At 50.0% G+C, this 26,698-nt stretch carries 24 protein-coding genes; 12 read left to right on the forward strand and 12 right to left on the reverse strand.

The window, feature by feature from the left end:
• Window positions 1–110 precede the first annotated feature (110 nt).
• The 3 genes from BFC17_RS02355 to BFC17_RS02365 form a co-directional block, all read right to left on the reverse strand.
• Complete coding sequence (locus tag BFC17_RS02355; RefSeq protein ID WP_070174856.1) at window positions 111–3,218, reverse strand: efflux RND transporter permease subunit; 3,108 nt, start codon at window positions 3,216–3,218, stop codon at window positions 111–113.
• On the reverse strand, window positions 3,211–4,269 hold the full coding sequence (locus BFC17_RS02360; RefSeq protein WP_070174857.1) for an efflux RND transporter periplasmic adaptor subunit: 1,059 nt from the start codon (window positions 4,267–4,269) through the stop codon (window positions 3,211–3,213). Before BFC17_RS02360 ends, BFC17_RS02355 begins: the two co-directional genes overlap by 8 nt.
• Window positions 4,270–4,379: 110 nt before the next feature.
• The gene (locus BFC17_RS02365; protein ID WP_070174858.1) at window positions 4,380–6,113 is read right to left on the reverse strand and encodes an ABC transporter transmembrane domain-containing protein; all 1,734 of its coding nucleotides are present in this window, start codon (window positions 6,111–6,113) and stop codon (window positions 4,380–4,382) included.
• A gap of 252 nt (window positions 6,114–6,365) precedes the next feature.
• Between BFC17_RS02365 and rpsP the strand changes: the two genes are divergently transcribed.
• The 5 genes from rpsP (at window position 6,366) to BFC17_RS02390 (ending at window position 8,913) form a co-directional block, all read left to right on the forward strand.
• Window positions 6,366–6,617 (forward strand): 30S ribosomal protein S16, encoded by a 252-nt coding sequence (rpsP, locus tag BFC17_RS02370; protein ID WP_070174859.1) that lies wholly within the window; start codon window positions 6,366–6,368, stop codon window positions 6,615–6,617.
• A gap of 25 nt (window positions 6,618–6,642) precedes the next feature.
• A complete protein-coding gene (rimM, locus tag BFC17_RS02375) occupies window positions 6,643–7,164 on the forward strand; it encodes a ribosome maturation factor RimM (RefSeq protein ID WP_070174860.1) in 522 nt (173 codons plus the stop codon).
• The gene (gene trmD, locus BFC17_RS02380; RefSeq protein ID WP_083271534.1) at window positions 7,165–7,926 is read left to right on the forward strand and encodes a tRNA (guanosine(37)-N1)-methyltransferase TrmD; all 762 of its coding nucleotides are present in this window, start codon (window positions 7,165–7,167) and stop codon (window positions 7,924–7,926) included.
• An 18-nt stretch (window positions 7,927–7,944) separates the two neighbouring features.
• Window positions 7,945–8,304, forward strand: coding sequence for a 50S ribosomal protein L19 (gene rplS, locus BFC17_RS02385; protein WP_070174949.1), 360 nt, complete (start codon window positions 7,945–7,947; stop codon window positions 8,302–8,304).
• A 102-nt stretch (window positions 8,305–8,406) separates the two neighbouring features.
• Window positions 8,407–8,913 carry a maltose acetyltransferase domain-containing protein gene (locus BFC17_RS02390; RefSeq protein WP_070174861.1) on the forward strand — a complete coding sequence of 169 codons (507 nt, stop codon included), beginning with the start codon at window positions 8,407–8,409 and terminating at the stop codon, window positions 8,911–8,913.
• Window positions 8,914–8,932: 19 nt separating this feature from the next.
• Here the strand turns inward: BFC17_RS02390 and BFC17_RS02395 are convergent, their stop codons facing one another.
• From BFC17_RS02395 to BFC17_RS02410, 4 genes are all read right to left on the reverse strand, one after another.
• Complete coding sequence (locus BFC17_RS02395; protein WP_070174862.1) at window positions 8,933–9,664, reverse strand: glucosaminidase domain-containing protein; 732 nt, start codon at window positions 9,662–9,664, stop codon at window positions 8,933–8,935.
• A gap of 164 nt (window positions 9,665–9,828) precedes the next feature.
• A complete protein-coding gene (locus BFC17_RS02400) occupies window positions 9,829–10,893 on the reverse strand; it encodes a serine hydrolase domain-containing protein (RefSeq protein WP_070174863.1) in 1,065 nt (354 codons plus the stop codon).
• A gap of 108 nt (window positions 10,894–11,001) precedes the next feature.
• On the reverse strand, window positions 11,002–12,237 hold the full coding sequence (locus tag BFC17_RS02405) for a NupC/NupG family nucleoside CNT transporter (RefSeq protein WP_070174864.1): 1,236 nt from the start codon (window positions 12,235–12,237) through the stop codon (window positions 11,002–11,004).
• Window positions 12,238–12,241: 4 nt separating this feature from the next.
• Entirely contained in the window at window positions 12,242–13,213 is a 972-nt protein-coding gene (locus BFC17_RS02410; RefSeq protein WP_217494005.1) for a nucleoside hydrolase, read from the reverse strand.
• Between the two features lie 175 nt (window positions 13,214–13,388).
• On the opposite strand from BFC17_RS02410, the gene BFC17_RS02415 reads away from it, so the two are divergent.
• From BFC17_RS02415 to BFC17_RS02450, 7 genes are all read left to right on the forward strand, one after another.
• A complete protein-coding gene (locus BFC17_RS02415) occupies window positions 13,389–15,605 on the forward strand; it encodes a TonB-dependent receptor (protein ID WP_070174866.1) in 2,217 nt (738 codons plus the stop codon).
• A 148-nt stretch (window positions 15,606–15,753) separates the two neighbouring features.
• Window positions 15,754–16,767: a LacI family DNA-binding transcriptional regulator gene (locus tag BFC17_RS02420; protein WP_070174867.1), complete on the forward strand. Its 1,014-nt coding sequence runs from the start codon at window positions 15,754–15,756 to the stop codon at window positions 16,765–16,767.
• 123 nt (window positions 16,768–16,890) lie between these two features.
• Window positions 16,891–17,481 carry a cytochrome b gene (locus BFC17_RS02425; RefSeq protein WP_070174868.1) on the forward strand — a complete coding sequence of 197 codons (591 nt, stop codon included), beginning with the start codon at window positions 16,891–16,893 and terminating at the stop codon, window positions 17,479–17,481.
• Between the two features lie 247 nt (window positions 17,482–17,728).
• Complete coding sequence (locus BFC17_RS02435; protein WP_070174870.1) at window positions 17,729–18,718, forward strand: ABC transporter substrate-binding protein; 990 nt, start codon at window positions 17,729–17,731, stop codon at window positions 18,716–18,718.
• A complete protein-coding gene (locus BFC17_RS02440) occupies window positions 18,718–19,503 on the forward strand; it encodes an ABC transporter ATP-binding protein (RefSeq protein ID WP_070174871.1) in 786 nt (261 codons plus the stop codon). The genes BFC17_RS02435 and BFC17_RS02440 overlap by 1 nt, the downstream gene beginning before the upstream one ends.
• Before the next feature lies 1 nt (window position 19,504).
• The gene (locus tag BFC17_RS02445) at window positions 19,505–20,266 is read left to right on the forward strand and encodes an ABC transporter permease (protein WP_070174872.1); all 762 of its coding nucleotides are present in this window, start codon (window positions 19,505–19,507) and stop codon (window positions 20,264–20,266) included.
• 98 nt (window positions 20,267–20,364) lie between these two features.
• Window positions 20,365–21,366 carry an isopenicillin N synthase family dioxygenase gene (locus tag BFC17_RS02450; protein WP_229680965.1) on the forward strand — a complete coding sequence of 334 codons (1,002 nt, stop codon included), beginning with the start codon at window positions 20,365–20,367 and terminating at the stop codon, window positions 21,364–21,366.
• A 97-nt stretch (window positions 21,367–21,463) separates the two neighbouring features.
• Here the strand turns inward: BFC17_RS02450 and BFC17_RS02455 are convergent, their stop codons facing one another.
• From BFC17_RS02455 to BFC17_RS02475, 5 genes are read right to left on the reverse strand one after another with little or no spacing between them, the layout of a single operon-like run.
• Window positions 21,464–22,720 carry an ABC transporter permease gene (locus BFC17_RS02455; protein WP_070174873.1) on the reverse strand — a complete coding sequence of 419 codons (1,257 nt, stop codon included), beginning with the start codon at window positions 22,718–22,720 and terminating at the stop codon, window positions 21,464–21,466.
• Window positions 22,720–23,904, reverse strand: coding sequence for an efflux RND transporter periplasmic adaptor subunit (locus BFC17_RS02460; RefSeq protein WP_070174874.1), 1,185 nt, complete (start codon window positions 23,902–23,904; stop codon window positions 22,720–22,722). Before BFC17_RS02460 ends, BFC17_RS02455 begins: the two co-directional genes overlap by 1 nt.
• Entirely contained in the window at window positions 23,901–24,902 is a 1,002-nt protein-coding gene (locus BFC17_RS02465; RefSeq protein ID WP_070174875.1) for an HlyD family secretion protein, read from the reverse strand. The genes BFC17_RS02460 and BFC17_RS02465 overlap by 4 nt, the downstream gene beginning before the upstream one ends.
• The gene (locus BFC17_RS02470) at window positions 24,892–25,881 is read right to left on the reverse strand and encodes an HlyD family secretion protein (RefSeq protein WP_070174876.1); all 990 of its coding nucleotides are present in this window, start codon (window positions 25,879–25,881) and stop codon (window positions 24,892–24,894) included. The genes BFC17_RS02465 and BFC17_RS02470 overlap by 11 nt, the downstream gene beginning before the upstream one ends.
• On the reverse strand, window positions 25,878–26,555 hold the full coding sequence (locus BFC17_RS02475; RefSeq protein WP_070174877.1) for an ABC transporter ATP-binding protein: 678 nt from the start codon (window positions 26,553–26,555) through the stop codon (window positions 25,878–25,880). The genes BFC17_RS02470 and BFC17_RS02475 overlap by 4 nt, the downstream gene beginning before the upstream one ends.
• Window positions 26,556–26,698: the final 143 nt, after the last annotated feature.

Here is a 26,698-nt window from a genome sequence, read left to right on the forward strand (position 1 = left end):
TTAAGCAATTTTTCTATTCTAATTGCTTATGGTTTGGCGTAAGAAGCCTAGGTTGCGGGCGTAAAAAACAGCCCGCGTTGAGCGGGCTGTTTCGTGACGGGTAATAGCTTTCAGACCTCGGCCGCGGCCAGCTCATCTTCAAGCTGTCGGGTCTCATCCGCCCGGGGCTTGGTAAAGCGGGCGAGACCGAGATAGATCACCGGTGTCAGGTACAGGGTAAAGACTACTGCAATACCAAGTCCACCAAACACCACCCAGCCAATAGCGTTACGGGCTTCCGCACCGGCACCGCTGGAGAGGATCAGCGGCAGACCACCCAGTATGGTAGAGACCAGCGTCATCATAATGGGGCGCAGGCGTACTTTACCGGCTTCTACTATGGCGTCATAGACGTCGTAGCCACGGTCGCGCAGCTGGTCGGCAAACTCAACCAGCAGGATGGCATTCTTCGCCAGCAGACCAATAAGCATGACCAGACCAATTTGCGAATACACGTTAATTGAGGTGTTAGTGAGGTACAGCGCATAGATGGCTGCGGCAATACCAAACGGCACTGTCAGCATCACTACAACGGCACTGTTAACGCTCTCGAACTGGGCAGCCAGCACCAGAAATACAATCACGAAGGCCAGAATGTAGGTCATGGCAACTTGCTGGGAGGTTTCTTCATAAGCCTGGGCTTCACCAAGGAAAATGGTGCCAATCCCCGCGGGTAAAACGTCGTTACCAATATCGCGCAACTGGCTGACTGCATCGTTAATGGTAATGTTTTCCGGCATGCTCATTTCCAGTTTTATCGCACGACGCTGTGCCTGACGTTCCAGTTCAGCTGCCACGCCTTCTTCAGTGATATATGCCACGCTTGAAAGCGGCAACAGACTGCCGTTATCAGATTTTACGTAAAGATTGGTTAAGTCCGAAGGATCGCTGGTATTGCGGTCGTTGGTTTGCAGGATAATAGGAATAGCCTGATCGCCAATGTTTAAATCCACCACATCGTTACCACCAATCGCAGCACGCAAAGTAGACGAGATATCGCTTAGCGGTACCCCCAATTCTTGCGCACGGCGGCGGTCTATGTTCACCCGCAGTTGCGGCTGAGTTGGTTTATAGCTGATTCGTGGCGTGCCAAGCTCTGGCATTTTGTCTTCAATTGCAGCGGCATAGGTTAACGCCGCATTAAAAATTCGCTCGTAGGTATCGCCAGTGAGGGCAAGTTCCAGGCCACCGCTCTGACCCCGTAAGTTCAGGCTGTTGCCGCCAAAGGCATTGCCCGGTGCGCCGGGCACAGATTGTAATTTAGGGCGAATTTCGCTGATGATTTGTTGTACCGATTTATCCCGCTCGTCCCAGTGTTTCAGGTCGGCGGTAATAAACACAATATTGGGGTCCCAGCGACCCACAACCGTATAGATAGACTCAATTTCGTCGCTTTCTACATAGGGCATTAACAGGCTTTCCATCCGCATGGCCTGGCGGTCCATAAAGTTGCGGCCAACACCATCCGGCCCGCGGGCGAAAATGCGAATAGTGCCACGGTCTTCGCTGGGTAAGAGTTCATTTTCGATATTTTGAGCGGTGAAATACGCACCGGCACCGGCCAGTAAACACAATACCAATACCAGCCAGGCATATTTAAGCGACCAGACCAGCGAGGTTTTATAAAACTGCAGGCAGTAAAGTCCGAGTCGTCCTAATGTGGCATCAAATAAGCTGCGTTTGTTTGCCTGTTGAGATTTAACCGGCAAGCGGGCGGTTAAGGCGGGTACCAGTGATAACGCCACAAAGGAGGAAATAATCACGGAGCCTGCCAATACACCACCAAACTCCCGGAATAGTCGCCCGGCAGTAGAGGGCAAAAATGCGATGGGAATAAATACCGAGGCCAACACCGCTGTGGTAGCAATTACCGCAAAGAATACCTCCCGGGTACCGATAACAGCAGCCGCGCGGGCACCAAGGCCCATGGTACGGCGGCGCTGAATGTTCTCAGATACCACAATGGCGTCATCCACAATCATCCCGGTGGCCAGTACTAATGCCAGCAAGGTCAGGATATTAATAGAGAAACCCAGTACCCAGATAATGGCTAAGGCACCTGTTAACGAGACGGGAATAGACAGGGCCGGAACAATGGTGGCACGCCAGGAACCAATAAAAAAGAGTAGGGTAAAGACCACCAGAATAATGGTCAGGCCCAGCGAAAACGCTACTTCTTCCACTGAATCACGAATAAACTCAGCGTCGTCGGAAGTCACCTGAATCTGCATTTCAGGGAAGCGCTCGTCGAAGGTGTTTACCATGGCCAGAATTTCGTCAGAGATTTCGATGGTATTGGAACTGGCCTGGCGAATAACGCCTAATCCAATCACCGGTTTGCCGTCCAGGCGTACCGCGCTGGTGGAATCTGCCGGACCAAAATACACGCTGGCCACATCCCCGATGCGGGTATCACCGGTGATAATGATATCTTTTACATCATTGGCGGTCAGTGAGGTGGCATCAGCCCGCACAATCAGCATCTGATCGCTGGACTGAATGCTGCCTGCTGGCACGTCAAAGGGCGCGGTGCGCAGCACATTAGCCACGTCCGTCATAGACAAACCAAAACTGGTAAGGCGCAGGGGGTCAACAGACACCCGCAGCACACGTTCGCGATCGCCGTTAAGGGTCACATCGGCAACGCCGGGAATACTTAAAAACAGAGGCGCTAAATCAGTATCAACGCGTTCGGTCAGGGTTTCCAGATCGAGTGTTTCACTGGAAACAGCAAGGCTCACCACTGCCTGGGCATCGTTATCGGCCTTAATGATGGATACCTGTTCTACTTCGTCGGGCAACTGGCGCTGCACACGGCTTACCGATTCGCGGGTCTCATTGGCAGCATCGTCAAGGTTAATGCCCGGACGAAACTCTACCCGAATACGTGCAGAGTTCTCTTCACTCTGAGCATAAATGTTTTTAACCCCGCTTACCCTGGCTACTGCCCCTTCAAGGTGAGCCGTTACTTCAGCATCCACGGTTTCCGGTGAGGCATTAGGATACTGCGCGCTTACCGTAATAGTAGGCGTATCAACATCCGGCAGTTCACGTACTTCAAGACCATTTAGCGCAGCATAACCGGCAATGGCAATCAGCAGGTTTAAAACAATGATCAGGACCGGGCGGCGAATCGATAACGAGGGCAGGTCGTTATGATTATCTGCGAGGTTACTCATTGGCTTCTCTCCGCGCCAAAGAGGTGGTGATGGCCTGACCCTCGCGCAGCGACTGAATGCCTTCGGCTACCAGTACGTCACCGTCTTGCAGATCGCCACTGACTAAAATTGTGCCGCGTAAGCGCTGATGCACACTTACATCAACACGTTTGGCTTTGTTATCCACCGCGGTATAAATATAAGCGCCGGTGGCGCCCCACAGTAAGGCCGCTTCCGGAATCGCAGCGTACAGTTCGCCCTGGAGATTCAGCTTTACTCTGAAGCTCATGCCCGGGCGGTAGATATCCCGTTCGTTAGCAAGCAGCGCTCGTGCCGCCATCGTACGATCGGTATTGTTAATGCGTGAATCGAGCTGGGCAATATTTGCCGACAACGAAACATCCCGCGATGCCCATGGTTGTAGCGTGACTTTGCTTTCCGACATTAATAAGGTAACGGCGGATTCCGGCGCTCTGAAATTAACATACAGGTTGCTGCGGTCATCCAGCGTGGTAATAACGGTAGTGGTGGTAACGCGGTCACCAACCTCAACGTCTGTTAACCCTACATAACCGCTGAACGGGGCAATCACCCGACGGTCTTCCAAATCGGCGTTGGCTTCATCAAGCGTTACCCTGGCCAGGTCGCGGGCTGTGCGGGCGGTATCAATTTCGCTTTGTGCTACGGCGCCGCGATCACGGCTGTCTATCAAACGTTTAAGAACACGTTCGGCTTCTTCCAGTTGTAATTCAGCCCGACGCACGGCGACGACCTGACGGCGGTCATCCAGTGTAATAAGGACATCACCTTTAGTGACTTTTTGGCCGGGTTTAAAATTCACGGCAGTCACTTCGTCTGCCACTGCAGGATACAGCGTGACAGATTTAACTGCCTCGGCCGTGCCCACGGCCTCTACGTTTTTTTGCTCGTACATAAACTCAATGTTGTTGAGTACTACAAGCTTGGCACTGTTTCCTCTGCCACCCCAGCTTTGCGCCGATACCGGTAGTGTAATAACTGCCAGTTGCAGGAGTGCTGTGATCCAGAGTGATTTCTTCAAAAACTTTAACATGTCGCTTCCCGAAGACCTTTTACATGAACTGTTACGCAGTTCGTGTAAAGAGGGTGCATTATTATTTTATTGTTAATAATTCGTATTATCGCCAATGGTTTGTTAAGCGGCTAGGGAATGAGTTGCAACTCAGCGTACTCCTTATACAAGGTGTCGCTTTTCATCAGTTCATCGTGTGTGCCGGAGGCGCGCACAGTGCCTTTTTCGAGCACGACAATTCGATCGCACATTTGGACTGTCGCCAGACGGTGGGCAATAACCAGGGTAGTACGGCCCTTAATCAAATAGCGAAGCGCTTGCTGCACTTTATGTTCGCTGACTGCGTCAAGCGCGCTGGTGGCCTCGTCCAGCAATAACACCGGGCGATCGGCCAGAATGGCGCGGGCGATTGCGATACGCTGGCGCTGGCCGCCAGAGAGTTTGACCCCGCGTTCACCCAGCTGGGTGTGATAACCCTCGCTTAACTCGTTAATAAAATCATCGGCAAAGGCCTGTTTAGCCGCGTCAATGACCTCCTCTTCAGAGGCATCGGGGCGACCATAGCGAATGTTATCCATTACCGTGCTGGCAAAAATCACCGGCTCCTGTGGTACCAGTGCAATTTGCTGGCGCAGACTCTCTAAGGTGAGTTCGGTTATTTTATGCTCATCAAGGCTAATGCTACCGGCCTGAATAGGGTAAAAATACTGGAGTAGCTGAAACAGCGACGATTTACCGGCGCCACTGGGGCCAACCAACGCGACACATTCACCTGCGGCGATAGTCAAAGAAAAACGGGTAAATAAGGGATGATTCTTGCTGTAAGCAAAATCCACCTGGTTAAATACTATCTCAGGCGGCGTGGTTAATCCCGGCAGGTTTTTTACGCCGCTATTGTTGTTGGCCTGAGTCGCCAGCAATTCCAGCAGGCGCTCACTGGCTCCTACACCGCGCTGAATGTCACCAAGCACTTCGCTGATAGTGGCAATGCTGCTACCGGCTAATACGGCATAAAACAAGAAGGCGGATAATTGCCCGGCACTGATTTGACCGGTCATCACCTGTCGGATCCCCAGCCAGCCAATGGCAATAACAGACACCATGCTTACCAACATGATGACGCCAATTAACATTGAACGATAGTGAATGCGGGTGGACGCCGCCTGTAAGGCAGAAGTGACTTTGGCGGTAAATTTACGTTGTTCGCTGGCCACCGCATTAAAAGCCTGCACCACCATTATCTCGTGCAGGGTTTCATCAATTTGTGAGCCCATGTCGGCAATACGGTCCTGACTCTGGCGGGAATAGAGGCGTACTTTTGGCGCGATGAGTTTAAGCGGTACCAGAATAAATGGCACTGCCAGAAGTACACACAGGGTAAGCATGGGGCTGGTTATGGTCATTAGCACCAGCGCACCAACAAAACCAACCAAAGACCGTAGTGCCATGGACAGGCTCATTCCAACTACGGTTTGAATCACGCTGGTGTCGTTAGTAAAACGGGATATCACTTCGCCGGTACGGGTCTCGGCAAAAAAGCCCGGCGGCAGGGTGAGTAAATGGTGGTATACCTGAATGCGAATATCCGCGCTGATACGCTCGCCCAGCCAGGTCATCAGGTAAAAGCGAAAATAAGTGGCCAGGCAGCCTACAACGGCAAATAAAAATACCCAGCCAATTGCTGCATCAAGACGGCTTATGTTGCCGGCGGTAAGCCCTTCATCGACAGTTAACTTTATGCCCTGGCCCAGTAATAGCCAGGCACCGGCGGCAATGGTCAGGGCCGCAATGGCAAAAAATACTTTTAACTTGTAAGGGGCCAGTAACTGCGCCAGCCATTTAAGGACGTCTTTAGTTAAAATCAATGGAAGTACCGTGCAGAGAAAATAAAGTGGTATTATGAAGCAGACGTTTGCTGATGCCCAGTTAAGAAAAGTCAGTAAATGTTAATCTTCGACCTCCCGTCATTCCCGCAGCTATCAGGCAATTAATCGCTGATAAGCCTTGCAATTTCATAGCGTATACGTATAATTCGGCGGCCTTTCGACCTGGATGTATTTTATTCAGGGTCTGAAAAGGTAAGTTAACGGTAACGCTACAACGAGTTTGAGGCATTTATGGTTACTATTCGTTTACAGCGTGGTGGCGCCAAAAAGCGTCCATTTTATCAAGTAGTGGTTGCAGACAGCAGCCGTGCAAGAAACGGTCGTTTCATTGAAAACGTCGGTTTCTTCAACCCAACTGCACAAGGTCAGGCAGAACGTCTGCGTTTAGACCTGGAACGTGTAGAGTACTGGGTTGGTGTTGGCGCAAGCTTATCTGAGCGCGTTAACAGCTTGGTAAAAGAAGCTAAAAAAGCCGCAGCGTAAGCTGCGCTAATTCTGGTAGGTTTAGATGAGTCAAGCGTCTGACAAAGTGGTTGTTGGCAAAATCGGTGCTTCTTACGGAGTGAAAGGTTGGGTCAAAATCAACAGCTATACCGAGGTACCAGAAGGTATTTTCGACTACAGCCCGTGGTTACTGGCTGATGGTAAAGAATACCAGATTGACCAGTGGCGCCCGCATGGCAAAGCCATCGTAGCAAAGTTAGTTGGTATTGAGACCCGGGATGATGCCGAGCGCATTAAGAATCTGGATATCAGTATCGATACCGAGCAACTTCCTGAACTGGGAGACGATGAGTTTTACTGGCGGGAGCTGAACGGCATGCAGGTAGTAACTACGCAAGGTTACGAGCTGGGTGTGGTGAAAGAAGTGTTTAACACCGGCGCTAACGACGTGATTCGCGTTAAAGCAAAGGCGAACGACGCTTTTGGTCAGAAAGAAAGACTATTACCGTTTGTATTCGACTCTGTCGTACAAACCGTAGATAAAACCGAGCGGGTGATTACGGTTGAATGGGATCCGGGGTTTTAAGTGACCGCGGAAAAATGGTTCGGCATTATCAGTTTGTTTCCTGAAATGTTCGCTCCCTTTACTCAACAAGGAGTAATTGGACGGGCAGTGAAGAACGGCACACTGGCAGTTGAGCACTTTAACCCAAGAGACTATACACACGATCGTCATCGCACCGTCGATGATCGCCCTTATGGTGGTGGTCCTGGCATGCTGATGATGGTTAAACCGCTAACCGACGCCATTACCGCAGCCAAACAGGCGGGCGGTGAAAACAGTAAAGTGATTTACCTGTCTCCACAGGGTAAACCGCTGACCCAGGCTGGTGTTATGTCGCTGGCAGCCAACGATAAGTTAATCTTGTTGTGTGGCCGTTACGAAGGGGTTGATGAACGCGTGATTGAAAACCACGTTGACGAAGAATGGTCAATTGGTGATTACGTGTTAAGTGGCGGCGAACTGCCTGCCATGGTAATGATGGACGCAATTGCACGATTAGTGCCGGGTGTACTCGGTCACAGTGATTCAGCAATTGAAGACTCATTTACGCATGGTTTGCTTGATTGCCCACACTATACCCGCCCTGAAGTACTTGATGGGAAAGCAGTACCCGGTGTGTTACTCAGTGGTGATCACGAAAAAATCAGACAGTGGCGATTGCAACAAGCATTGGGTAGAACCTGGTTGCGTCGTCCTGAGTTATTAAACGACCTAGCTCTGACTGAGGAGCAACAACGGTTACTGGAAGCTTTCCAGGCGTCGTTGCAGCAAGATGACAGTTAACTAGGATGAGAGGATATGATGAGCAAAGTCAGTCAAGATATCATCAAAAAAATTGAACAAGCACAGCTTAAAGCTGATGTTCCTGCGTTCGGCCCAGGTGACACAGTTATTGTTAAAGTTCGTGTAACTGAAGGTGACAAAGAGCGTCTTCAGGCATACGAAGGTGTTGTTATCGCTAAGCGTAACCGTGGTCTTCACTCGTCTTTTACAGTACGTAAAATTTCAAGTGGCGAAGGCGTAGAGCGTGTGTTCCAAACACACAGCCCGGCGGTATCTTCTATTGAAGTGAAACGTCGCGGTGCAGTTCGTCGCGCCAAGCTTTACTATCTGCGTGAGCGTTCAGGTAAATCTGCACGTATCAAAGAGAAGCTTAACTAAGATTACTAATCCTTGCGTTACTGTTAACTTCGAAAAGCCCGCACTTGTTGCGGGCTTTTTTGTGGCTTACCATCGGACGATGTTCCTCAACCCGAATTTATTATGACCCTTCCACAGAATGATATCTGGCATCAGGTATACAGCGGCCAGTGGTACCAGACTCACCATCCGGTGCTTATGCAGGCCCGTGCAGTAGCTAAAACACTGTGTTGTAAACTGAATCAACTCTCCAGTGCAGACCAGATTGCGCGGAATACATTGCTAAAACAGTTATTACCTCATGTGCAAACCATCGAGCTGGGGAATGATTTTGCCTGCGATTACGGGATTAATATTTACGCGTCAGGCAGTCTTTTTCTGGGCAACCAGGTGGTGCTGCTGGATGCAGCAGCCATTCGCTTTGGTAAGGATGTGAGTGTTGGTGACGGGGTAGTGTTTGCTTCGTTAACTCATCCCCTTGAAGCCGCGCGACGCAAAGCGGGATGGCAGCAGGCGCGGCCCATTGAAATTGGCGATAACGTGACAATAGGAGAGGGTAGTACCATCTTGCCCGGAGTCGTTATTGCCGCAAATCAGCAACTTGCTCCGGGTTCAGTGGTTACCCGATAAGCTCTACAGGTATATGGGGTTAAGCTGGCTTGTCATACTGTGTCAGTTTGTTAAACCGAATCATCTCCCTGAGTTCCTTACCGTATTCTTCACCACGTTCAGAATAGCTGTTCAGACCGTGGCTTAATTCGATACCCGAAACAGTGGCATTTTTTTCGCGCAACGACTGACGGATGTTCCTCAGGGTTTTATACGCATCGTGACTATTCAGATTCATCATGTAGCTGGCGACAGAGTCTTTGGGAGAGCGGAAATCAGCCACTTCATGGGCTTTATCCTGATCGCGATCGTTTGGCACGATGCCGCAACCTTTTACAAAGCACCATTGGCCAAAAAAGTTATTCCCGAGTCTGGCAAAGCGGGAGGTGCCCCAGGCGCTCTCATTAGCTGCCTGAGCCAGCGCTAAAGACGCTGGTACAATATCAACCCGTCGTAATAACACTTTGCACAGGGATTCTGCCTTGGTATCCGTTTCATCAACGCGATATTTTTTAGCCAGGGCGGCCAGTGCTGGTTCGTTATCCGCCTGACATTTCTCCTGCACGGTAGTGCGATCGGCGGCAATCTCAGCGTTCAGTTCGTGTACGATGGGTTCAAAGTAGCCAAAGAAAGCCTGTTTGCGTTCGGGGCCAGCCGGAAATTCAGAGAAATCAGGCGGTGTGACCCGGCTGAAAAACGAAAACCACACGACCACTGCAATAAGCAGGGCAGCTAAGAGGGCGGCAATTGTTGTAGTTCTGGTATTGGTCATTGTTTTCCCTGTGTTAAATTCATCTTTTGGCAACAAGTTACCGATCGGGTATTTAACCTCGAATGGCCGTGTTGACTGCATGCATAATAAGATAGTCTGCCATTCAGTAAATAGATCAGCTTAATGTACAGTCAGTAACATTTTTATAAGAATAAATGAATTTGTCAGGATTCGACAGATTGTTGCCGGATTATCTTAAGCAGGCGCTTACAGGTAATATCGCCTAATAGCCAGGCGTTGTCGCCGCTGGTATTAGTAAATAAAACGATGACGGTATTGGTACTGGCATCAAAACGGCCAAAACTCAGATAGCCCGGTAACCAGCCATCATGACTGCTGACGTACAGCGTGGAATATAAAGCCTGCTCTTGTGCTGTGAGAAGCGAGCCGTTATTGAGTGCTCTGATGAAAGCAGCCACATCCCTGGCACTTGCCACCATGGCGCCGGGTGCGCCAGTAAATACCAGGCCTTTTAAATTGGTGTCATCATCTTCTAAGTATCCACTCATCAGGGCCTGCTGGTTTGCCTGTTGCGCAGAGCCGAAGGTATCTGTCAGTCCCAGCGGCTGCAGAAATTGATGAGCAATATAACGCTGATAGCTGTAGCCAAGGGTTTTATCGATTATGCTGCCAATAAGCAAATAATTGGTATTCGAATACTGATAATCGGTATCCGGGGCAAAATTGGCCGGTTTATCGTAAATTAACGCCAGACTACGGATTGTGTCCTGCCCGGCAGCAAAAGGGGCAAGCCAGGGAAAATCAGGCTGGTCAGAGTAATTGGGAATACCACTGCGATGCTGTACCAGCATTCTGAGTGTTATGCTGTCTGCGTTGGCTATTCTGGCGGCCAACCGGGGTAAATAATCCAGTAAAGTCCGGTCTGGTTGAAGCTGGCCTTGTGCCACTAAGCGGGTCACTGCCGCCGCCACGTAAAGCTTACTGATGCTGCCAATTTTAAACAAGGCATCAGGAGAGGCGGGCTGCTGAGTGGCTTTATCATGCCATCCTGCCGCTAAAGCGATATCGGGTATTTCTGAGGGACGATCCACATAAACGATAACACCGTCCAACCCGGCTTCCACGGCGCGGTTAAGTTCTGTTTGCGGGGAGTCAGACAACGGCATCAGATAAACATAGAGCGCTTGCACCGGGGCAAATACGGCAATACTGACAACCGTTACGATAACGGCGACTATTCTTAAAATGTTGGTCCACTTACGCTGCATAATAACCGGGGTCTGGGCTCGAATTCTGGCGAATGATCAGACTATGCTACTGCCCGATTGCTAAGCTGGCCAGCACCCTTTAGTAACAAGGTGTGTGAACCGTGTGCCTTAAAGTAGTAGTGAGAGCTGGTAGCATAGACCGGCAAGAGATGCACTCATCAGGTTGGCTAGTACGCCGGCCAGAATAACTTTAGGACACATGCGGGCTATCAGTGCTTTTTTCTCTGGCAGCATCGCACCCAGTACTCCAATTAATACTGCCGGAGAAGAAAGGTTGGCAAAGCCAGCCAAAGCAATCACCGTCACCAGTTGCGTATGCGTGCTTAAGGTGGTTTGAATTTGAGCCAGATTGACATAGGCAACAAATTCGTTGAGCACCAGTTTTTGGCCAAGCAGATTGCCGACTGGCAGAATCTCTTCAGCAGGCACTCCCAGCAGCCAGGCAAAGGGGGCAAATAAATGGCCAAACAGCCATTCAAGGGTAATCCCTTCTATTCCGAACCAGCCCAGCAAACCACCCATCATGCCGTTAAACAGAGCGATCAGTGCAATAAATGCCAGCAGCATAGCACCAACGCCAAGAGCCAGCTGTAAACCGCTGGCGGCGCCTTCGGTAATGGCTTCAATTACAGACGAATGGGTATGCTGATGCAGTACCTTGTCATCAACGGCGTCATCATTTACCGCTGCGGTCTCAGGATAAAGCATTTTAGCCATCAACAAACCGCCCGGGGCTGACATAAACGCCGCGGCCAGCAAGTACTCAAGGTTTATACCCATGCCTGCATAGCCGAGCATTACGCCACCGGCGATGGAAGCAACACCACCTGTCATCAGGGCAAATAGCTCGGAGTCAGTCATGCCCCTGACATAAGGCCGCATTAATACGAATACGTCGCTGTTGCCCACAAATATATTGGCGGTGGCAGCCATGGATTCGGTGCGGCTGGTGCCTAACAATGCCTGCAGGCCACCACCAATAACCCGCACAATGCGCTGCATAATGCCCAGATAATATAACAGTGACATCAGCGCTGACATAAAGACGATAATAGGTAACACCTGGATGGCAAAAATAAAGCCATACTGAGCGTTGGTGAGTTCGCCAAACAGAAACTGTATACCCTGACCGGCATAATCGAGCACATTACTGACACCTGCCGCTAAAGTTAGCAGCAGTTGACGCCCCGCCGGCACAAAAAGAATAAACGCGACGATGGCAAGCTGCAGTAAAAAAGCCCCGCTCACTACGCGGAGTCGTATCGCCTTACGATTTGCAGAACTTATCCAGGCGATAACAAACAGCAACACAATGCTGCCAAGCAGGGTCACAATAGTGGTCATCAGGTCACTTTTCGGTTTTATCGGCGTCGATAAGACGACGGAAAATATCTTCAAACAAACGGTCTCGCTCGATGTAGCGAATTTGTCTGATCGGATGTCGTCGGTCGTCCCGGCTCCAGGTGAGATTATCATTTAACACCGGCGATGCTATTACCTCACTGCTAAACCACGCCGGTGAAATCAGGTAGCCAATCGTCACGATATCCCAGATTACCTTGCGGGCGGCAAAGGTGATCCAGGGAAACTGCGGTGCCAGCGTAGCGAGATAATCACCAATCCGACTGGTATTTTGCAGATAATACTGCATTTCGGGTACCGAAGTCGCCATGGTATTGGTAACGCCCATACAGGGAAACCAGGTGAGCGCCACCTCGCTGTCGAGTATCACCCGGCTCGCACTGATATCCTGCATCAGATTAAATTCCTCGGTGTCCGGCCAGTCAGGGCTGTGACCACCAAGCCAGAGTATATGAATACGCTGAGCGATATCCGGTGCTAACAACAGTGCCGTGGCAATATTGGTTGGCGCACCAATAACAACAACGTGCAGAGTAGAAGGGGCTTTTCTGGCGCGCTCGATTAAATCTGCAACGGCCGGGTTAGTGACCGGTGTACTGCAATCCTTTAAATAGTTGTTTGCCCCCTGAAAAACCGGGGGAGGGCTGATTGGCGTTAATAACGACAAGACATGCTGTATTTCGTTGTAACTGCGCAACATGCCATCTTTTGCTTCGGCAACCCGGGTTGGCTGACCATCCTGGTTGGCAAAAAAGGCGTTGGTGTAGGGGGCCGCATAGATAGCTTGTAAATCGATACGGTCGGCCCGTAACAACGACCAGGCAATAGTAAACTGATCATCAATTTCATTGCCGGCATCACAGTCTATAACCACGGGAACCGGACGATCCGTTGGCACGGTCATTAAATTAAAGCGCTGTTCGTCCGTTAAGCAAATCTCTGTTTTATGAGTAAACACGACACACCTGAGTTGGCAATGATTTAACATTAGATTAAACGTTTCACTCAATTTATCAGCATAAAGGCGGCTTTTCTAGTGGAAATTTGGCGTTTTTATGTTTGTTTGTTGACAATATGATGAAATTTTGAAATAAATTAAGTGAAACGATTCACTTAACTTGGTACACCATTTCATGAACTCATCTTTTAGAAGTAAAAAAGCGCCATTAGTAAGCGCCTTGGCATTAGCCGTCAGCTTTGGCCTGCAAGCGCAGGACAGCACAGAGCAAAACGCGACTGGTAAACTTGAAGTAATCAGCGTTACGGCGCAAAAACGAGTAGAGAATGCGCAGGAAGTTCCAATTACCATGAGTGTGGTAAACATGGAAAAAGTGAATGCATATTCAGTATCCGGTGACGACATTAAATTTTTAACCGCACGGGTGCCCAGTCTGGTAGCCGAGTCATCAATGGGCCGCAGCTTCCCGCGTTTTTACATTCGTGGTTTTGGTAACACTGACTTCTCTTTTAACGCGTCTCAACCTGTTGAGCTGGTTTATGACGATGTGATCCAGTCTTCTCCCAACATGAAAGGTTTCCCTATCTTTGATGTTGAGCGCATCGAAGTACTGAAAGGCCCCCAGGGCACCCTGTTTGGCCGTAACACGCCGGCTGGTGTGGTAAAAATTGATACCAAAAAACCGACCGAAGACTTAGACGGTTATATCAGTGCCAGTTTTGGTCGTTTCGGCCAGACTAACGTTCAGGGCGCTGTGGGCGGCACGCTGATCGACGGCACGTTAACCGGTCGCGTATCTGGTATCACGCAAAACCGCAGTGACTATGTAGATAACGAATTTACCAGTGAGAAAGACGCGCTGGGTGGCTATCATGATAATGCTGCGCGAGTGCAGTTAAACTGGACGCCGTCAGACGACATCAGCGTATTGTTTAACTATCACCACCGCGATCTAAACGGTACTTCAACTATCTTTTACGCCAACGCAATTGATGCAGGAACTAAAGGTTTTGGTAAGGGCTTCGACCGTTACTCGGTTAATCAGGATGGCCACAATGCTTCACGCATGAAGCAGGACGGCGGCTCTGTTCGTGCCACCTTCGAACTGGGTGATTACACGCTGACCTCAATCAGTGCTTATGAAGATATGACGTTTTACTCACTGGGTGATGTAGACGGTGGTTGCGCAAGCTGCGATCCGGCTGCGGCCCCTTTCTTCTCGGTAGAAACCGCTGGCGGTAATGCGGCTAAGCAATACTCCCAGGAACTGCGCCTGGCCAGTAACTTCAGCGATGCATTCAACTACCAGACCGGCTTATTTTATTTTTATGAAGATGCCACTAACAACGACTTTGGTTACAACACCGAAGCAGGCGGTACGCTGAATTCACTGAATTTCCAACGCCAGGGTAACCATACTTTTGGTGCTTTCGTAAGTGCATCCTACGACCTTACTGATGTATGGAGCGTAACCGGTGGTGCGCGCTGGACCAACGATACCAAACGCTTTAGTTCGGTTCAGGTACTGGCTAACGGCGGTCAGCCGGTGGTTAATCCAAACAGTGCTTACGCGGAGACGGATGAGTCAGAAATCAGCTGGGATATCTCTACCAACTACACACTGGATAAAGGTGTAATGGTTTATGGTCGTATCGCTAAAGGTTTCCGTGCTCCGTCAATTGCCGGTACCCCGGATTACACCACGGCGGTTGATGCTGAAACGCTTATCTCCGTTGAAGCTGGTGTGAAGTCAACGCTGTTAGACGGCGACGCGCGCTTAAATGTTGCCGTATTCCGTTACGAAGTTGATGGTCAGCAACTTACTGCGGTAGGTGGTGAAGACAACAACACCCGTTTGCTGAATGCCGATACAACGGTGGGGCAGGGTATCGAAGCCGAATTTGAAATCGCGCTGACGCCTGATTTTATCGTTACCGCTGCAGGCAGTTACAACGATACTGAAATTCAGGATGCTGACCTGGGTGTAGCGCCTTGTGGTTCAGGATGTACCGTACTTGATCCTATCAATGCCAATGGCTTTGCGCTTATCGATGGTAACCGTCTGCCACAGGCACCGGAGTGGATTGGTAGTCTGACTGCCCGTTACACCGTGCCGATGGAGTCTGGCGATCTGTACTTCTTTACCGACTGGGCATACAAGAGCGAAACTAACCTGTTCTTGTATAACTCAACGGAATTTACCGCTGAAGAGTCACTGGAAGGTGGTTTAAGAATTGGTTATCAGACCCATGAAGGTTACGAAGTGGCGCTGTGGTCGAGAAATATCACCGACGAAGAGACAGTAACCGGTGCTATCGACTTTAACAACTTTACCGGTATTGCAAACCAGCCTCGTACCTTTGGTATTGAGTTTAAAGCAAGCTTCTATTAAACAGAGCTAAGCTGCGTAATTAGCGGGAGACTTTGCAGAAAGTCTCCCGCTTTTTTATTGTAATAACCACAAAGCTGGTCAGAATGATTGCCTTAAGGTAAATTCGATAAGCGTTTTATTTTAATTTTTCTACTGCTATCCGGGGCTTATGAACCAACCAAAACCACCTGTCAGCAAATCGCCGCCCACGCTTAAAGACGTGGCCAAAGCGGCGGGGGTCTCACTGGCGACGGCCTCCTACGCGTTAAACGGCAAAGGGGCAATCAGTAAAGCCGTTACCGAGCGGGTGCTGGGAGTGGTGGCAGAACTGGGGTATCAACCCAATAAAGCCGCCCGGAGCATGAAAACCGGTTCAACTTCTACCATTGGGTTATTGCTACCTGATTTTCGTTATCCGTTATTTTCTGCCCTGGCGGGTTGTGTGGAAAGAGTCTGTGCAACCAGGCAATACTCGGTATTTTTTGCCAACAGCTATGCTCAGGCTGAAACCGAATTAAATCGTGCACAAAGCTTTGCTCAGTCAGGTGCCGACGGCCTGCTGTGGTTTCCGGGCAGTCAGTTAAATACCATTTCAGCATCAGCGCCATTACTCCCTGTGGTGGTTATCGACCGTGATCTGCCGGATTTTGATGTGGTTACGCCGGATCACTACGATGGCGGCGCGCAGCAGGCGGCGCATTTATTGAGTCTCGGTCATCAGCGCATTGGTATCATCAGCGGGCCACGTCACTCTGATAACATGCAGTTACGTACCGATGGTGCCGTACATTGCATCAAAAAAAGCGGTGGTGAAGTGGTTTGGCTGGCAGAAAGCGACTTTTCCGACACCCTGTCAGCAGAGGCTCAGGACCTGTTGGACAAACAAAATGTAACTGCTGTTATTGCCGGTAATGATGGCATTGCCTTAAACATTATCCGTTACGCCGCCTCAATAGGCCTTAAAGTGCCTCAGGCGCTTTCGGTGATTGGCTTTGATGATGTGGACTGGTGTGCAATTATGACCCCCCCGTTAACCAGTATCCGCATGCCGCTGGAGGAAATGGCCCAGGAAGCAATGGAGATGTTGTTTCGGCGTAAGGACAATCCCCAGGCGTCCCGTAAAAAGTGTACCGTAGGCGTTAGTCTGGCAATACGCGGCTCGACGGCTAAAGTGGCGGAATAAAAAGCGACGGCGAAAGCGTAGCCGGACAATTCTATTTTACCGGTTTTACCACAATAAATAACCGAATGAAGTTCACCGTAACTCACAGTAAACTGGTCTTTTATTGTTTACTGCTGGACACACATGGCACTTAAAAATACGGCCGATAATTACGGCGCAATCGCGAAATGGATCCATTGGCTTACCGCGTTACTTTTTCTGGGCGCTTATCTGAGCGTTTACTACCGGCACTGGTTTACCGAGTACAAAACGCCGGAAAACTGGACTGCGCTGCAATTACACTTATCTTTCGGTGTTACCGTTGGCGTGCTGGTGGTGCTACGAATTATCTGGCGGGCAAAGAACCGCCTGCCCGATGATGAACCCGGCTCTAAACTTGCGCATCTGGCAGCGCACTGGGGGCACTATGCACTCTATGGTGTGCTGATCATCGTCCCGTTGACCGGTTACATCGGTACTGGCGTGGATACCGAGTTTTACTTCCTGTTTAACATCCCGGAGTTTGGTAATACCGCTCTATTTGAAGCCGTGGTAGTTAACGGTTTAGGGTTAGATTTTGAAACCTTTGAAAAGCCAATCGACTTTATTCACAAGGCATTGTTTGGTGAGTTGCTGACATTGCTGTTAGTTGGCGGGCACATAGCAGCTGCGCTGTATCATCATTTTGTGAAAAAAGACCGCACGCTGAAAAAAATGACCAGTGGCAATGCCTGACAGCAAGCCACACCATTAACGCCCTATCATGCAGCATGACGGGGCTTTATGCACTAACACAGAGCATTTATGGTTCACCTCACACCAGGTTTGGGCTGTTGGTTTTGTTACAAATGCGCCAGCGGCTAACCAAATACCGCTTTCTCTGGCCAATCAGCCAACATGGCGCGCCGCTTGCTGAAGTTACTCTTAGATTTGGAAAACGGTCTGTGGCTGATGAGCCCGGGCCGGCCGTGCGGGAGTGTAAATGAAAAAAGGTTGGGCGCTGTTTTTGGTAGGGTGGTTGTGGATCACGCCAAGCGTTGCGAAAGATAACGTGGTATTTCAGCTGGATTGGTTACCCGGGGGTGATAAAAGCCCGGTTTATGTTGGCATAGAACAAGGTTTTTTCAGCGCACAAAACATCGAAGTAAAAGTGCTGACGGGAAGAGGTTCTACCGACTCCATTACCCGTGTGGCCGCGGGGCGCGCCCACTTTGGCTTTGCCGACATTGGCACCCTGATGGCGGCAAAAGCCCAGTCTCCCGTGCCGGTTGTGGCTATTCATCCTTATTTTACTGAAGCACCCCATGCATTCTATGTGCTTTCTGACAGCCCGGTCACCCGCATCAGCGATTTAAAAGGCAAAAAAGTTGCAACATCAGCATTTACCTCATCCAATGCTTTTTTACCTTTGGTGCTGGCTCAGCATCAGATGCAGGAAAAAGACTTAACCCTGATTAAAGCCAATGTGGGAGCGTTAGGTCCCATGATGCTATCGGGTAATGTCGACGCTATTATTGCCTGGGTTACTAATTTGGGCCTGTACAAGCAACAGGCAATGTCGGCGGGTAAAACCCTGCGCATTTTGCCCTGGTCAGAAAGCGGTTTATCCCTTTACAGTTCGTCGGTAATTGCCTCTGAACGGTTACTGGCCAGCAATCCTGATTTGGTAAAACGTTTTGCCAAAGCCATGCATCAGGCCATTGAGTTTGCTTATCATCAGGCAGAACAAGCCGGCAAGGATATTCATCAGCAGGTGCCCGAAGTGGATGCGGTCATCGCCAAAGAACAAATTGAAGCGACTTATCCATTGGTCTTTAATGCCATTACAGAACGTGACGGTTTTGGCGTATTTACCAAAGCGTATCTGGCGACCACCTGGAAGTACGTAGCCAAAGCCAACAACCTGACAGAAGACAGCCTGGACGCCGAATCGGCGGTGGCTTCTTTTGCTTTTGCTGGTGCCGCAGAGTAATGGAAAAACAAGCGCTGCAACAGGCCAGTATTGAACTGGCCGCAATCAGTCACCGTTTTGAACCGGCCGGAGACTGGGTGATCAAAGGGTTATCCAGCACTATCAGTCAGCATGAGTTTGTGGCCGTGGTGGGGCCCTCGGGGTGCGGTAAATCAACGCTCCTGCGAATGATTGCCGGATTATTGTCACCAGCCGATGGGGCCGTTGAAGTGTATGGTCATGCAGTTACCGCCCCGCGCGATGACGTCGGCATTGTGTTTCAAAAGCCCACGTTGCTACCCTGGTTAACCGTGCTTGATAATGTGACTTTTCCGCTTAAACATAAGTATGGGCGGGTGAGTAAAGCAGAGAGTGAACAGGCGAGCGTACTACTCAAACGTGCCGGGCTCGATGGCGTAGCGCAACGGTATCCCCATCAGCTCTCGGGCGGTATGCAACAGCGGGTGGGAATTGTCAGAGCCATGTTGCTGAATCCGGACATTTTATTAATGGACGAACCCTTCAGTGCCCTGGATGCTTTAACCCGGGAACGCATAGGTTTTGATTTACTGGATTTATGGCAGCAACAGCCTAAAACCGTGGTGTTTATTACCCATTCCATCAGTGAAGCGGTATTACTGGCCGACCGGGTTGTGGTGATGAGTGCCAGACCCAGCAGTGTGGTGGAAGATATCGTTATAGATTTGCCCCGGCCAAGGAGTCAGCAGACCTTGCAGCACCCGGACTTTGCAGCGTTAACGGCAAGAGTGCGTACCCATATCTATGCCCAGGTGAGTGCGGATTAAAATGAAAACGTTGTTATCACGCTTATGGATTTTACTTTTTTGGCTAGCCCTGGTGGCTGTCTGGGAAATAAGCTGCCGGGTCTGGGCTGTCCCGGAATTTATTTTGCCCATGCCATCGGCGATTTGGCAGGCGTTTCTTGACGTGGAGTTTAACCGCTGGATGGCGCATTTGTGGGCGACATTGCGGGTGGCATTGTCAGGATTCTTTATTTCGCTGGCTATCAGTTTGCCGCTGGCTATTGTGATGCTGCGCTCTGCCACCATAAAAAAGTTGTTATACCCTATGTTGGTGGTCATTCAGGCGACACCAGTGGTGGCAGTGGCCCCGCTGATTATTGTATTAGTGGGTACAGAGGATCCTTCGCGTATTCTGATCACCTGCCTGATAACGTTTTTTCCGATGGTGGTATCCACTATCACCGGTATGTCGGCCACACCCGATGAGTTAATTGAGCTGAGTCGTTCCTTGCAGGCACCGCGCTACCGCGAAACCTGGCAAATTCGCATTCCCTATGCCATGGGGCATATATTCAGTGGTTTGCGCGTGGCGATTACCTTAGCTGTGATTGGTGCTGTGGTGGCGGAGTTTGTCGCCGCAGAAGAAGGACTGGGTTATTTTATTCAGTTTTCCACCTCATTTTTTAAAATTCCGCAGGCCTTTGCTGGTTTGATATTTTTGGCCTGTGTGAGCTTACTACTGTTTAAGTCTGTGCAGTGGGTTCAGCAACTGTGGTTTCCCTGGAGTCTGAACAACAATGAATAAACAGTAAGTGAAATAGCGGAGTAGAAGCTGGCAGGCGTTACGCTGGGTCATTGCTCCTTAACCCGGTACCTGGTACCCGAATGTTAATGGAGAAGAACGTGACAACACCTTATCAACTTGATGAATTAAACCGTGAGTCCACCTATGGCGGGGTGGGCGAAGACGCCGATGAACGGGAAATCCCGGTTATCGATTTTAGCGACTTTACCCAGCGCAAAGCGCAAATTACCGAAGCCCTCTGGCACGCGGCTACCGAGGTGGGTTTTTTTCAGATTGCCAATCACGGCATTTCGCAACAGGCCATCAATAATGCGTTTACCACGGCTGAGCAGTTTTTTGCATTAAGCGAAGAGACTAAAGCGCAATATCCACGCCCAAAAGGGGCTAATGTAGGCTGGGAGTCGTTGAGTCAGGTTCGGCCAAGTACCGGCACACCAGATCAGAAAGAATCTTATCAGATCACCCGCCCATTCATGCAAGGGCTGTGGCCTACCGAGGAGGAACTACCCGGGTTTGCCACAGAGATGCTGGATTTTGAGCAACAGTGCTGGCAGGTAGGTATGCAGGTACTCAGTTGTTTTGCCGATAAACTGGGCTTTGATACTGACTTTTTTACCCAGGCCCATGATCCGGCCAGTGGTGCCTATCAAAGTACACTCAGGCTGTTACATTACTACCCGACCACGCCGGTTGAAGAGCAGGGCAAGCTGTGGCGGGCAGGCGCCCATACCGACTTTGATTGCTTAACGCTGCTGTTTCAGCACGAAGGCCATGGCGGGCTGCAAGTTTGCCCCGGCAAAGAGGCGCAGGAAGGGCGCTGGACCAACGTGCCGCCCCGGGGCGATGTGATCACCTGTAATATTGGTGACATGTTACAGCGCTGGAGTGATGATGCATTGCAATCCAACCTGCACCGGGTACGCATGCCCAAAACAGGTGAATATACCGGCAGCCGCCAGTCAATCGCGTTCTTTTGTCAGGCAAATAAAGATAAGCTTATCGAAGGACCCGCAAACAAATACCCGCCCATTACCGCCGAGGATTTTTTAAATCAGCGTATTCAGGCGAATTTTACCAAAGCGGACGGTGGGGGTTACTAAAACCGGACAAAGTCCGGTTTTATCCCGGAAACGCCGTAAGGTGTTATCCGGGCTCCCCCCCAAAAAGTCTGACTACCTGAAATAGGCTGAAGCGGTTTTATTCAGAGTGCAGGGCGTCTATGGGATTGAGTTTTGACGCCTTGATTGCCGGGAATACGCCAAAGCCAACGCCCACCAAAAGGCAAATGGAAACCGATAAAACAATTGCGGTTAAAGACCAACTGACCGCCCATTCAGAGTAAAAGCCGATAATTTCTGAAAGTACCAGTCCAAACACAATACCCAGCAATCCCCCGACAATGGAAATCACAAAACTTTCGGCAATAAACTGTAATTTTATATCCTGCTGAGTTGCGCCTACCGCGCGGAGCAGGCCAATTTCCTTGGTGCGCTCCAGCACGTTGGCCAGCATGATATTCATAATACCGATCCCGCCTACCAGCAACGAGATACCGGCTACGCAGGCCATCACGATATTAAAAATGCGCTGGGTGTTTTCCTGCTGAGCCAGCAGTTCGACCGGAATAATCAGGCTGTAGTCTTCCACCCCACCGTGGCGTTGGCTTAGCAGCTGGGTTATCGCTTTGGCTGCCAGAATGGTTGAGTAGTCTTCCTGTACCTCAAACTTTACTACGTCCAGCTCGTTCGCCAGGGGTTCGGTATTTAACTTTTTCTGGCTGGTCGACAGTGGGATAAACACCCGGTTGCGATCGCCATTAATTTTTACCCCCTGAAAAGCCTCTTTATTAAAGGCGGGGGCGGCAATAACGCCGATTACTTCAAACCAGACATGATTAATTTTAAGAAACTGGCCAACCGGCTGCTGGTTGGGGAACAAGCTGGTGGCAACATCAGCGCCAAGCACCGCAACCTGAGCAACATGACGTTCATCATCTGCGTTTAATAAGCGCCCGGTTGCTGCTGTCATACTGGCTAAGTCAAAATAACTGCTGGTAACACCTACGGCGCTGGCCTCGGTTTTGGCAAAGTCACTGTACAGGGCAAATAATTTGATTTGTTTCTCGCCGCTGAAACTGGTTAAAAAGGGCAGGGTGGCCATGGCCGCTTCTACATCGGCAAAGTTTAATCCCAGCGATTCTTCGCGAATGTCCTTAAGCTCTTCCGATGAATAGCTTTTCGCTTCCACTATCAGGTTTTGTAAGCCCATGGAACCTATCATTTTAAGGGCTTCCTGTTCGGCGCCTTTACCAATATTAAGCATGGCAATAACGGCGCCGACGCCAAAAATCATGCCCAGTAATGTGAGGAAGGTACGCAACTTTTGTGCGAGTAGTTCCTGTAAGGCATCGGATACCAGCAGGCGTGCTTTGGCTAAGGTCAGCTGACTCAACATTAAATTAACTCCCGGTAAGACAGGGCAATCTGATCCCCTTCGCTCAGGCCATTGATCACTTCAACAAAGTGCAGGTTTTTTTCGCCGATATCGATTTGCTGGCGGCTAAAGCCAGCGCCTTGTTGGCGGAACACATAGTTAACACCCTGTTCGTTATAAATTGCCTGCGTAGGCACCATAAGCCGGGTGTCGCCTTTGGCTACCTCTATCTGCGCGTTTAGCTTTCTGCCTGGTGACAGCAGCGCAGAGTCCTGATCATCAATGTCGATAACCACTTCAAAATATTTGGTGGGGTCCGCACGGGTAATGGTTCTGGAAAAGCCGGAGACCTGTTTAAGTGTGCCGCTAAAGTGCTTATCCGGGTACGCTTCCAGCGTGATAGTAACCGCCTGACCCGGCTCGAGCCCTATTGCCTGCTTATCCAGCACAAAGCCTTTGGCCTGCATTTGGGATAAGTCCGGTAATTTAGCGATAGGACGGCCCGGAAAAACCGTTTCGCCAATGGCCGGCTTTTCACCCCGCCAGTTGGCTTCGTACACCAAAAGACCGTCATAAGGTGCATATACTTCAAGGGTTTCGATGGCAGATTTGATTTGGTCGTACTTTTGTTCGCTGCCTTTTTTACGGATATCCAGCACATCAATGGCGCTGCTGTTTTGTTCTACAACGCTTTCTTTTTTCCAGTCCAGATAATTATCCTTAGCACCGAGATATTCCTTATTCTGCATGTTCTCGATAATTTCGATACGCGAATAGACTCTCAGATCGTCAATGGTGAATTCGTCGGCAAAGGCGAACTCTTTAACCACCAGGGCTTTATCTACCTCAACATCCTGAGATTCCTGGGCCAGCGTGCTGCGGTTAAGCTTCATGTCTTCTTCCAGCAACATCATTGCTAGCAGTTCTTTGCGCATATCCAGATTCAGCTGTTCGGCGTCAAACCGTGCAATGAGCTGGCCTTTTTTCACGTTGGTGTATTCTTTTTCCAGCCAGGCAATAGTCATAGGGCGGCGACTGGATGCACCAATTGCAGTCGCACTGGCCGCTTCAAGTTCACCTTTTACCGGCACAATTAACTCAAACGACTGGCGCTTTACCTGATAGGTAGGAATGGTTTGTTGTGTTTCGCCACAGGCGCTAAGCATAAGAGGCGCAAGCAGGCAGGTTAACCAGGCTAATTTCATGATAAGTTATCCTCCTGCACTTCAATATTGGCTTTCATGCCGGGGCGCATTCGGCTCGGATCAATCTTTTCCAGCTCTATCTCAACATCAAAGACGATACTCAGATTTGATGAGGATTTTTCTTTATATGCTTCCCCCAGCGACACCACCGTGCCGGCGTAGGGGACTTCCGGATAAGCATCCAGAGTGACTTTTACTTTAGAGCCAATGCTCAGCTTAGCGGTGTCGGCTTCATCAAACTGGGCTTTCACGGCCAGTTTATCCAGTGATGGGATGGTTAATACGGTTCGCCCCATAAAAACGGTATCGCCTACGGCGACCTTTTCGCCATCCGGATCGGCTTTATACATGATCAAGCCGGCTTTGGGTGATGTAATGGTTAACCGGGTTATGTCTTTTTCGGTTTGACTCAGCTTAGACTGCAAACGCTTGATTTTACTCTGCGCCAGCTGTTCGTTGAGTTCCCGGGTAGTGGTAAACTGCTGCGCCTGCTGAGTGGCCTGGGCTAAGCGGGCTTTGGCAATTTCAAAGGCCTTTTGCTGTTTTTCTTTTTCTACACGCTTGGTTGAAATGTCCACAATTTCAGCCAGGCGCTGCTCTTTTTCGTAGTTCATCTGTGCCTCAGCCAGTGCCAGCTTGAGTTCTTCCCGCCGGGCTTCATTTTCGAGCAACGTCTTTTCGTAGTTTTTCTTTTCTGCCTCCAGCTCACTGCGCTGTTCAATCAGCTTGGTTTGTAACTGCTGACCGTCAAACTTTAACAGCCTGTCTCCGGTCTTAACGTGGGTGTTTTCAGGCACTAAAAATTGCACTTTCATTTGCCACATGCCACGAATCGATGGCGGTGAAATGCTCGCGCTGTCCAGCGACACAATTTCGCCAGAGGCGGTCAGTACTGTAGACAACGGAGCTGCTGCACTGCGCTGCGAAGTGGTCTCATCACTACAGGCTGTTATCAGCAAGGCCGTAGTCACGGCCATAAAGGTTGCTTTAATTGTCATGGCTGTTTTCCTTTGCCGCTGGGATAACCACACGTACGCTCATGCCCGGTAACAGTTTTTGTGCCGGAAGCTCGGCAAAGGCCAGTTCAATCTGATAATAAGCGCTGTCTCCCCAGCCTGCTTTTTTCTCTGGCTGTGACACTTCGTTGGTCACGGTGGCCTGATACTGAGTGCCCGGATAAGCGTCCAGCGAGACCATTGCCTGCTGACCCACGGCGACTTTGTCGGCGTCAATTTCGTGAACCCATGCGTCAATTTTAAACCCGTTAATATCCTGAACTTCCATCACTTTCATGGCGGCCTGCAAAGAGGTGCCCGCGGTAATTTTTTCGTTGGTCCATGGGTGATACATATGACTAACCACGCCGGTTAAAGCGGATTTAACGTTTAACCGGGTCAGCTGATAACGCTGATACTCGATGTTTTCCTCAAGTTTGGTAATTTCAATTTGTTGCTTTTGCAGGGTATTTTCCCGCTCTATCTGTTTTTGTTGTAACGCCTGGCGGGCTTTAAATTGCTCAACCAGCGCGCGTTCCAGGGTCAGCTTGTACTGGCCTTTGTCATACTCACTTACATCATCACTGATAATGTCGGCTTCGATGCGGGCCTTTTCTACTTCCAGGTTCGCAATGGTTAAAGCACTCTGGGCGTCGGTTACGGCCTGATCGAGTTCCATTTGCTTGCTCTGGCGTTCCAGTTTTTGCGTGCTGAGCGAATCTTCGTTTTGTTCCAGCTGGGCATCCACACTGCCAGAATCGAACACGGCAATAGTGTCGCCAGGATTGACAATAGTGCCTTCGTCCACCATCCACTGAATCTGAATGTTCCAACGGTCTGTACGCGGCGCACTGACCACCTGGATGTCAGCAGAAGAGACTTTGCCGGTTACCAACAGCGGGCTTCTGGTGGCGGCTGCGGCAACCTGTGATAGCAAAGCCAGGCTGCCAGTCAGTATGCAGACAAAATAATTGAGCTTCATGGGTTAAGTTTCTCGTTGATGATCTGACCGTCTTTCATGGTGATCACTTTTTGGGCGTAATCGGCAATGTTTTCTTCGTGGGTCACCATTACTATGGTTTGTCCCTGCTGATGAAGTTCAGTCAGTAACGCCATAATGTCATCAGAGGTTTTACTGTCCAGGTTACCGGTGGGTTCGTCGGCCAGAATCATGCTGGGGTTGTTAATAAGCGCTCTGGCAATAGCAACGCGCTGACGCTGTCCGCCAGACATTTCAAAGGGGCGGTGATGCATGCGATGCCCAAGCCCCACCTTGTCCAGCAGGGTTTTTGCCCGAGCGGTGGCGTCGGCATCAGCTACATCGCTGTAGCGCAGGGGCAGCTTTACATTGCCTATGGCATCAAGTTTGGGCAGCAGGTGAAAGGTCTGGAAAATAAAACCAATATGCTCGTTGCGAATTTTCGACAGCGCCTCGTCTGAAAGCGAACTTACCGCTTCGCCATTTAACCAGTACTCGCCGCTGTCGGGTGTATCCAGACACCCCAGCATATTCATCATGGTTGACTTGCCGGAGCCGGAGCTACCCATAAAGGCGACGAACTCGTTTTCGTTAACAGTCAGTGAAACGTCGTTTAGTGCTACCACGGTTTCTTCGCCGTTGGTAAAACTTTTACGAATATTCTTAAGGCTAATCATTGGTTTTTGCACGTTATTATCTTTCTGTCGGTTCGCACTAAGGCATGCAGAATTGCTACTTTAGTGGTGTCTGTATTATCAAACAAGTCAATAAATACAAGTGGTGCGTCCTGGTAACAGTTAGTTACAAATAAGTATAAATC

Origin of the sequence: Marisediminitalea lipolytica, assembly GCF_001758465.1 — a bacterium.
In the GTDB taxonomy this organism is placed as follows: domain Bacteria; phylum Pseudomonadota; class Gammaproteobacteria; order Enterobacterales; family Alteromonadaceae; genus Alteromonas; species Alteromonas lipolytica.

Excerpts from the sequence above, each read along its gene's own strand:
- BFC17_RS02395 (WP_070174862.1), bottom strand. The coding sequence starts at position 9,664 with ATGACCAATACCAGAACTACAACAATTGCCGCCCTCTTAGCTGCCCTG.
- BFC17_RS02455 (WP_070174873.1), bottom strand. The coding sequence starts at position 22,720 with ATGTTGAGTCAGCTGACCTTAGCCAAAGCACGCCTGCTGGTATCCGAT.
- BFC17_RS02415 (WP_070174866.1), top strand. The coding sequence starts at position 13,389 with ATGAACTCATCTTTTAGAAGTAAAAAAGCGCCATTAGTAAGCGCCTTG.
- BFC17_RS02425 (WP_070174868.1), top strand. The coding sequence starts at position 16,891 with ATGGCACTTAAAAATACGGCCGATAATTACGGCGCAATCGCGAAATGG.
- BFC17_RS02420 (WP_070174867.1), top strand. The coding sequence starts at position 15,754 with ATGAACCAACCAAAACCACCTGTCAGCAAATCGCCGCCCACGCTTAAA.
- rimM (WP_070174860.1), top strand. The coding sequence starts at position 6,643 with ATGAGTCAAGCGTCTGACAAAGTGGTTGTTGGCAAAATCGGTGCTTCT.
- BFC17_RS02405 (WP_070174864.1), bottom strand. The coding sequence starts at position 12,237 with ATGACCACTATTGTGACCCTGCTTGGCAGCATTGTGTTGCTGTTTGTT.
- BFC17_RS02475 (WP_070174877.1), bottom strand. The coding sequence starts at position 26,555 with ATGATTAGCCTTAAGAATATTCGTAAAAGTTTTACCAACGGCGAAGAA.
- BFC17_RS02460 (WP_070174874.1), bottom strand. The coding sequence starts at position 23,904 with ATGAAATTAGCCTGGTTAACCTGCCTGCTTGCGCCTCTTATGCTTAGC.
- BFC17_RS02355 (WP_070174856.1), bottom strand. The coding sequence starts at position 3,218 with ATGAGTAACCTCGCAGATAATCATAACGACCTGCCCTCGTTATCGATT.
- BFC17_RS02440 (WP_070174871.1), top strand. The coding sequence starts at position 18,718 with ATGGAAAAACAAGCGCTGCAACAGGCCAGTATTGAACTGGCCGCAATC.
- BFC17_RS02465 (WP_070174875.1), bottom strand. The coding sequence starts at position 24,902 with ATGACAATTAAAGCAACCTTTATGGCCGTGACTACGGCCTTGCTGATA.
- rpsP (WP_070174859.1), top strand. The coding sequence starts at position 6,366 with ATGGTTACTATTCGTTTACAGCGTGGTGGCGCCAAAAAGCGTCCATTT.
- rplS (WP_070174949.1), top strand. The coding sequence starts at position 7,945 with ATGAGCAAAGTCAGTCAAGATATCATCAAAAAAATTGAACAAGCACAG.
- BFC17_RS02445 (WP_070174872.1), top strand. The coding sequence starts at position 19,505 with ATGAAAACGTTGTTATCACGCTTATGGATTTTACTTTTTTGGCTAGCC.
- BFC17_RS02360 (WP_070174857.1), bottom strand. The coding sequence starts at position 4,269 with ATGTTAAAGTTTTTGAAGAAATCACTCTGGATCACAGCACTCCTGCAA.
- BFC17_RS02470 (WP_070174876.1), bottom strand. The coding sequence starts at position 25,881 with ATGAAGCTCAATTATTTTGTCTGCATACTGACTGGCAGCCTGGCTTTG.
- BFC17_RS02400 (WP_070174863.1), bottom strand. The coding sequence starts at position 10,893 with ATGCAGCGTAAGTGGACCAACATTTTAAGAATAGTCGCCGTTATCGTA.
- BFC17_RS02435 (WP_070174870.1), top strand. The coding sequence starts at position 17,729 with ATGAAAAAAGGTTGGGCGCTGTTTTTGGTAGGGTGGTTGTGGATCACG.
- BFC17_RS02390 (WP_070174861.1), top strand. The coding sequence starts at position 8,407 with ATGACCCTTCCACAGAATGATATCTGGCATCAGGTATACAGCGGCCAG.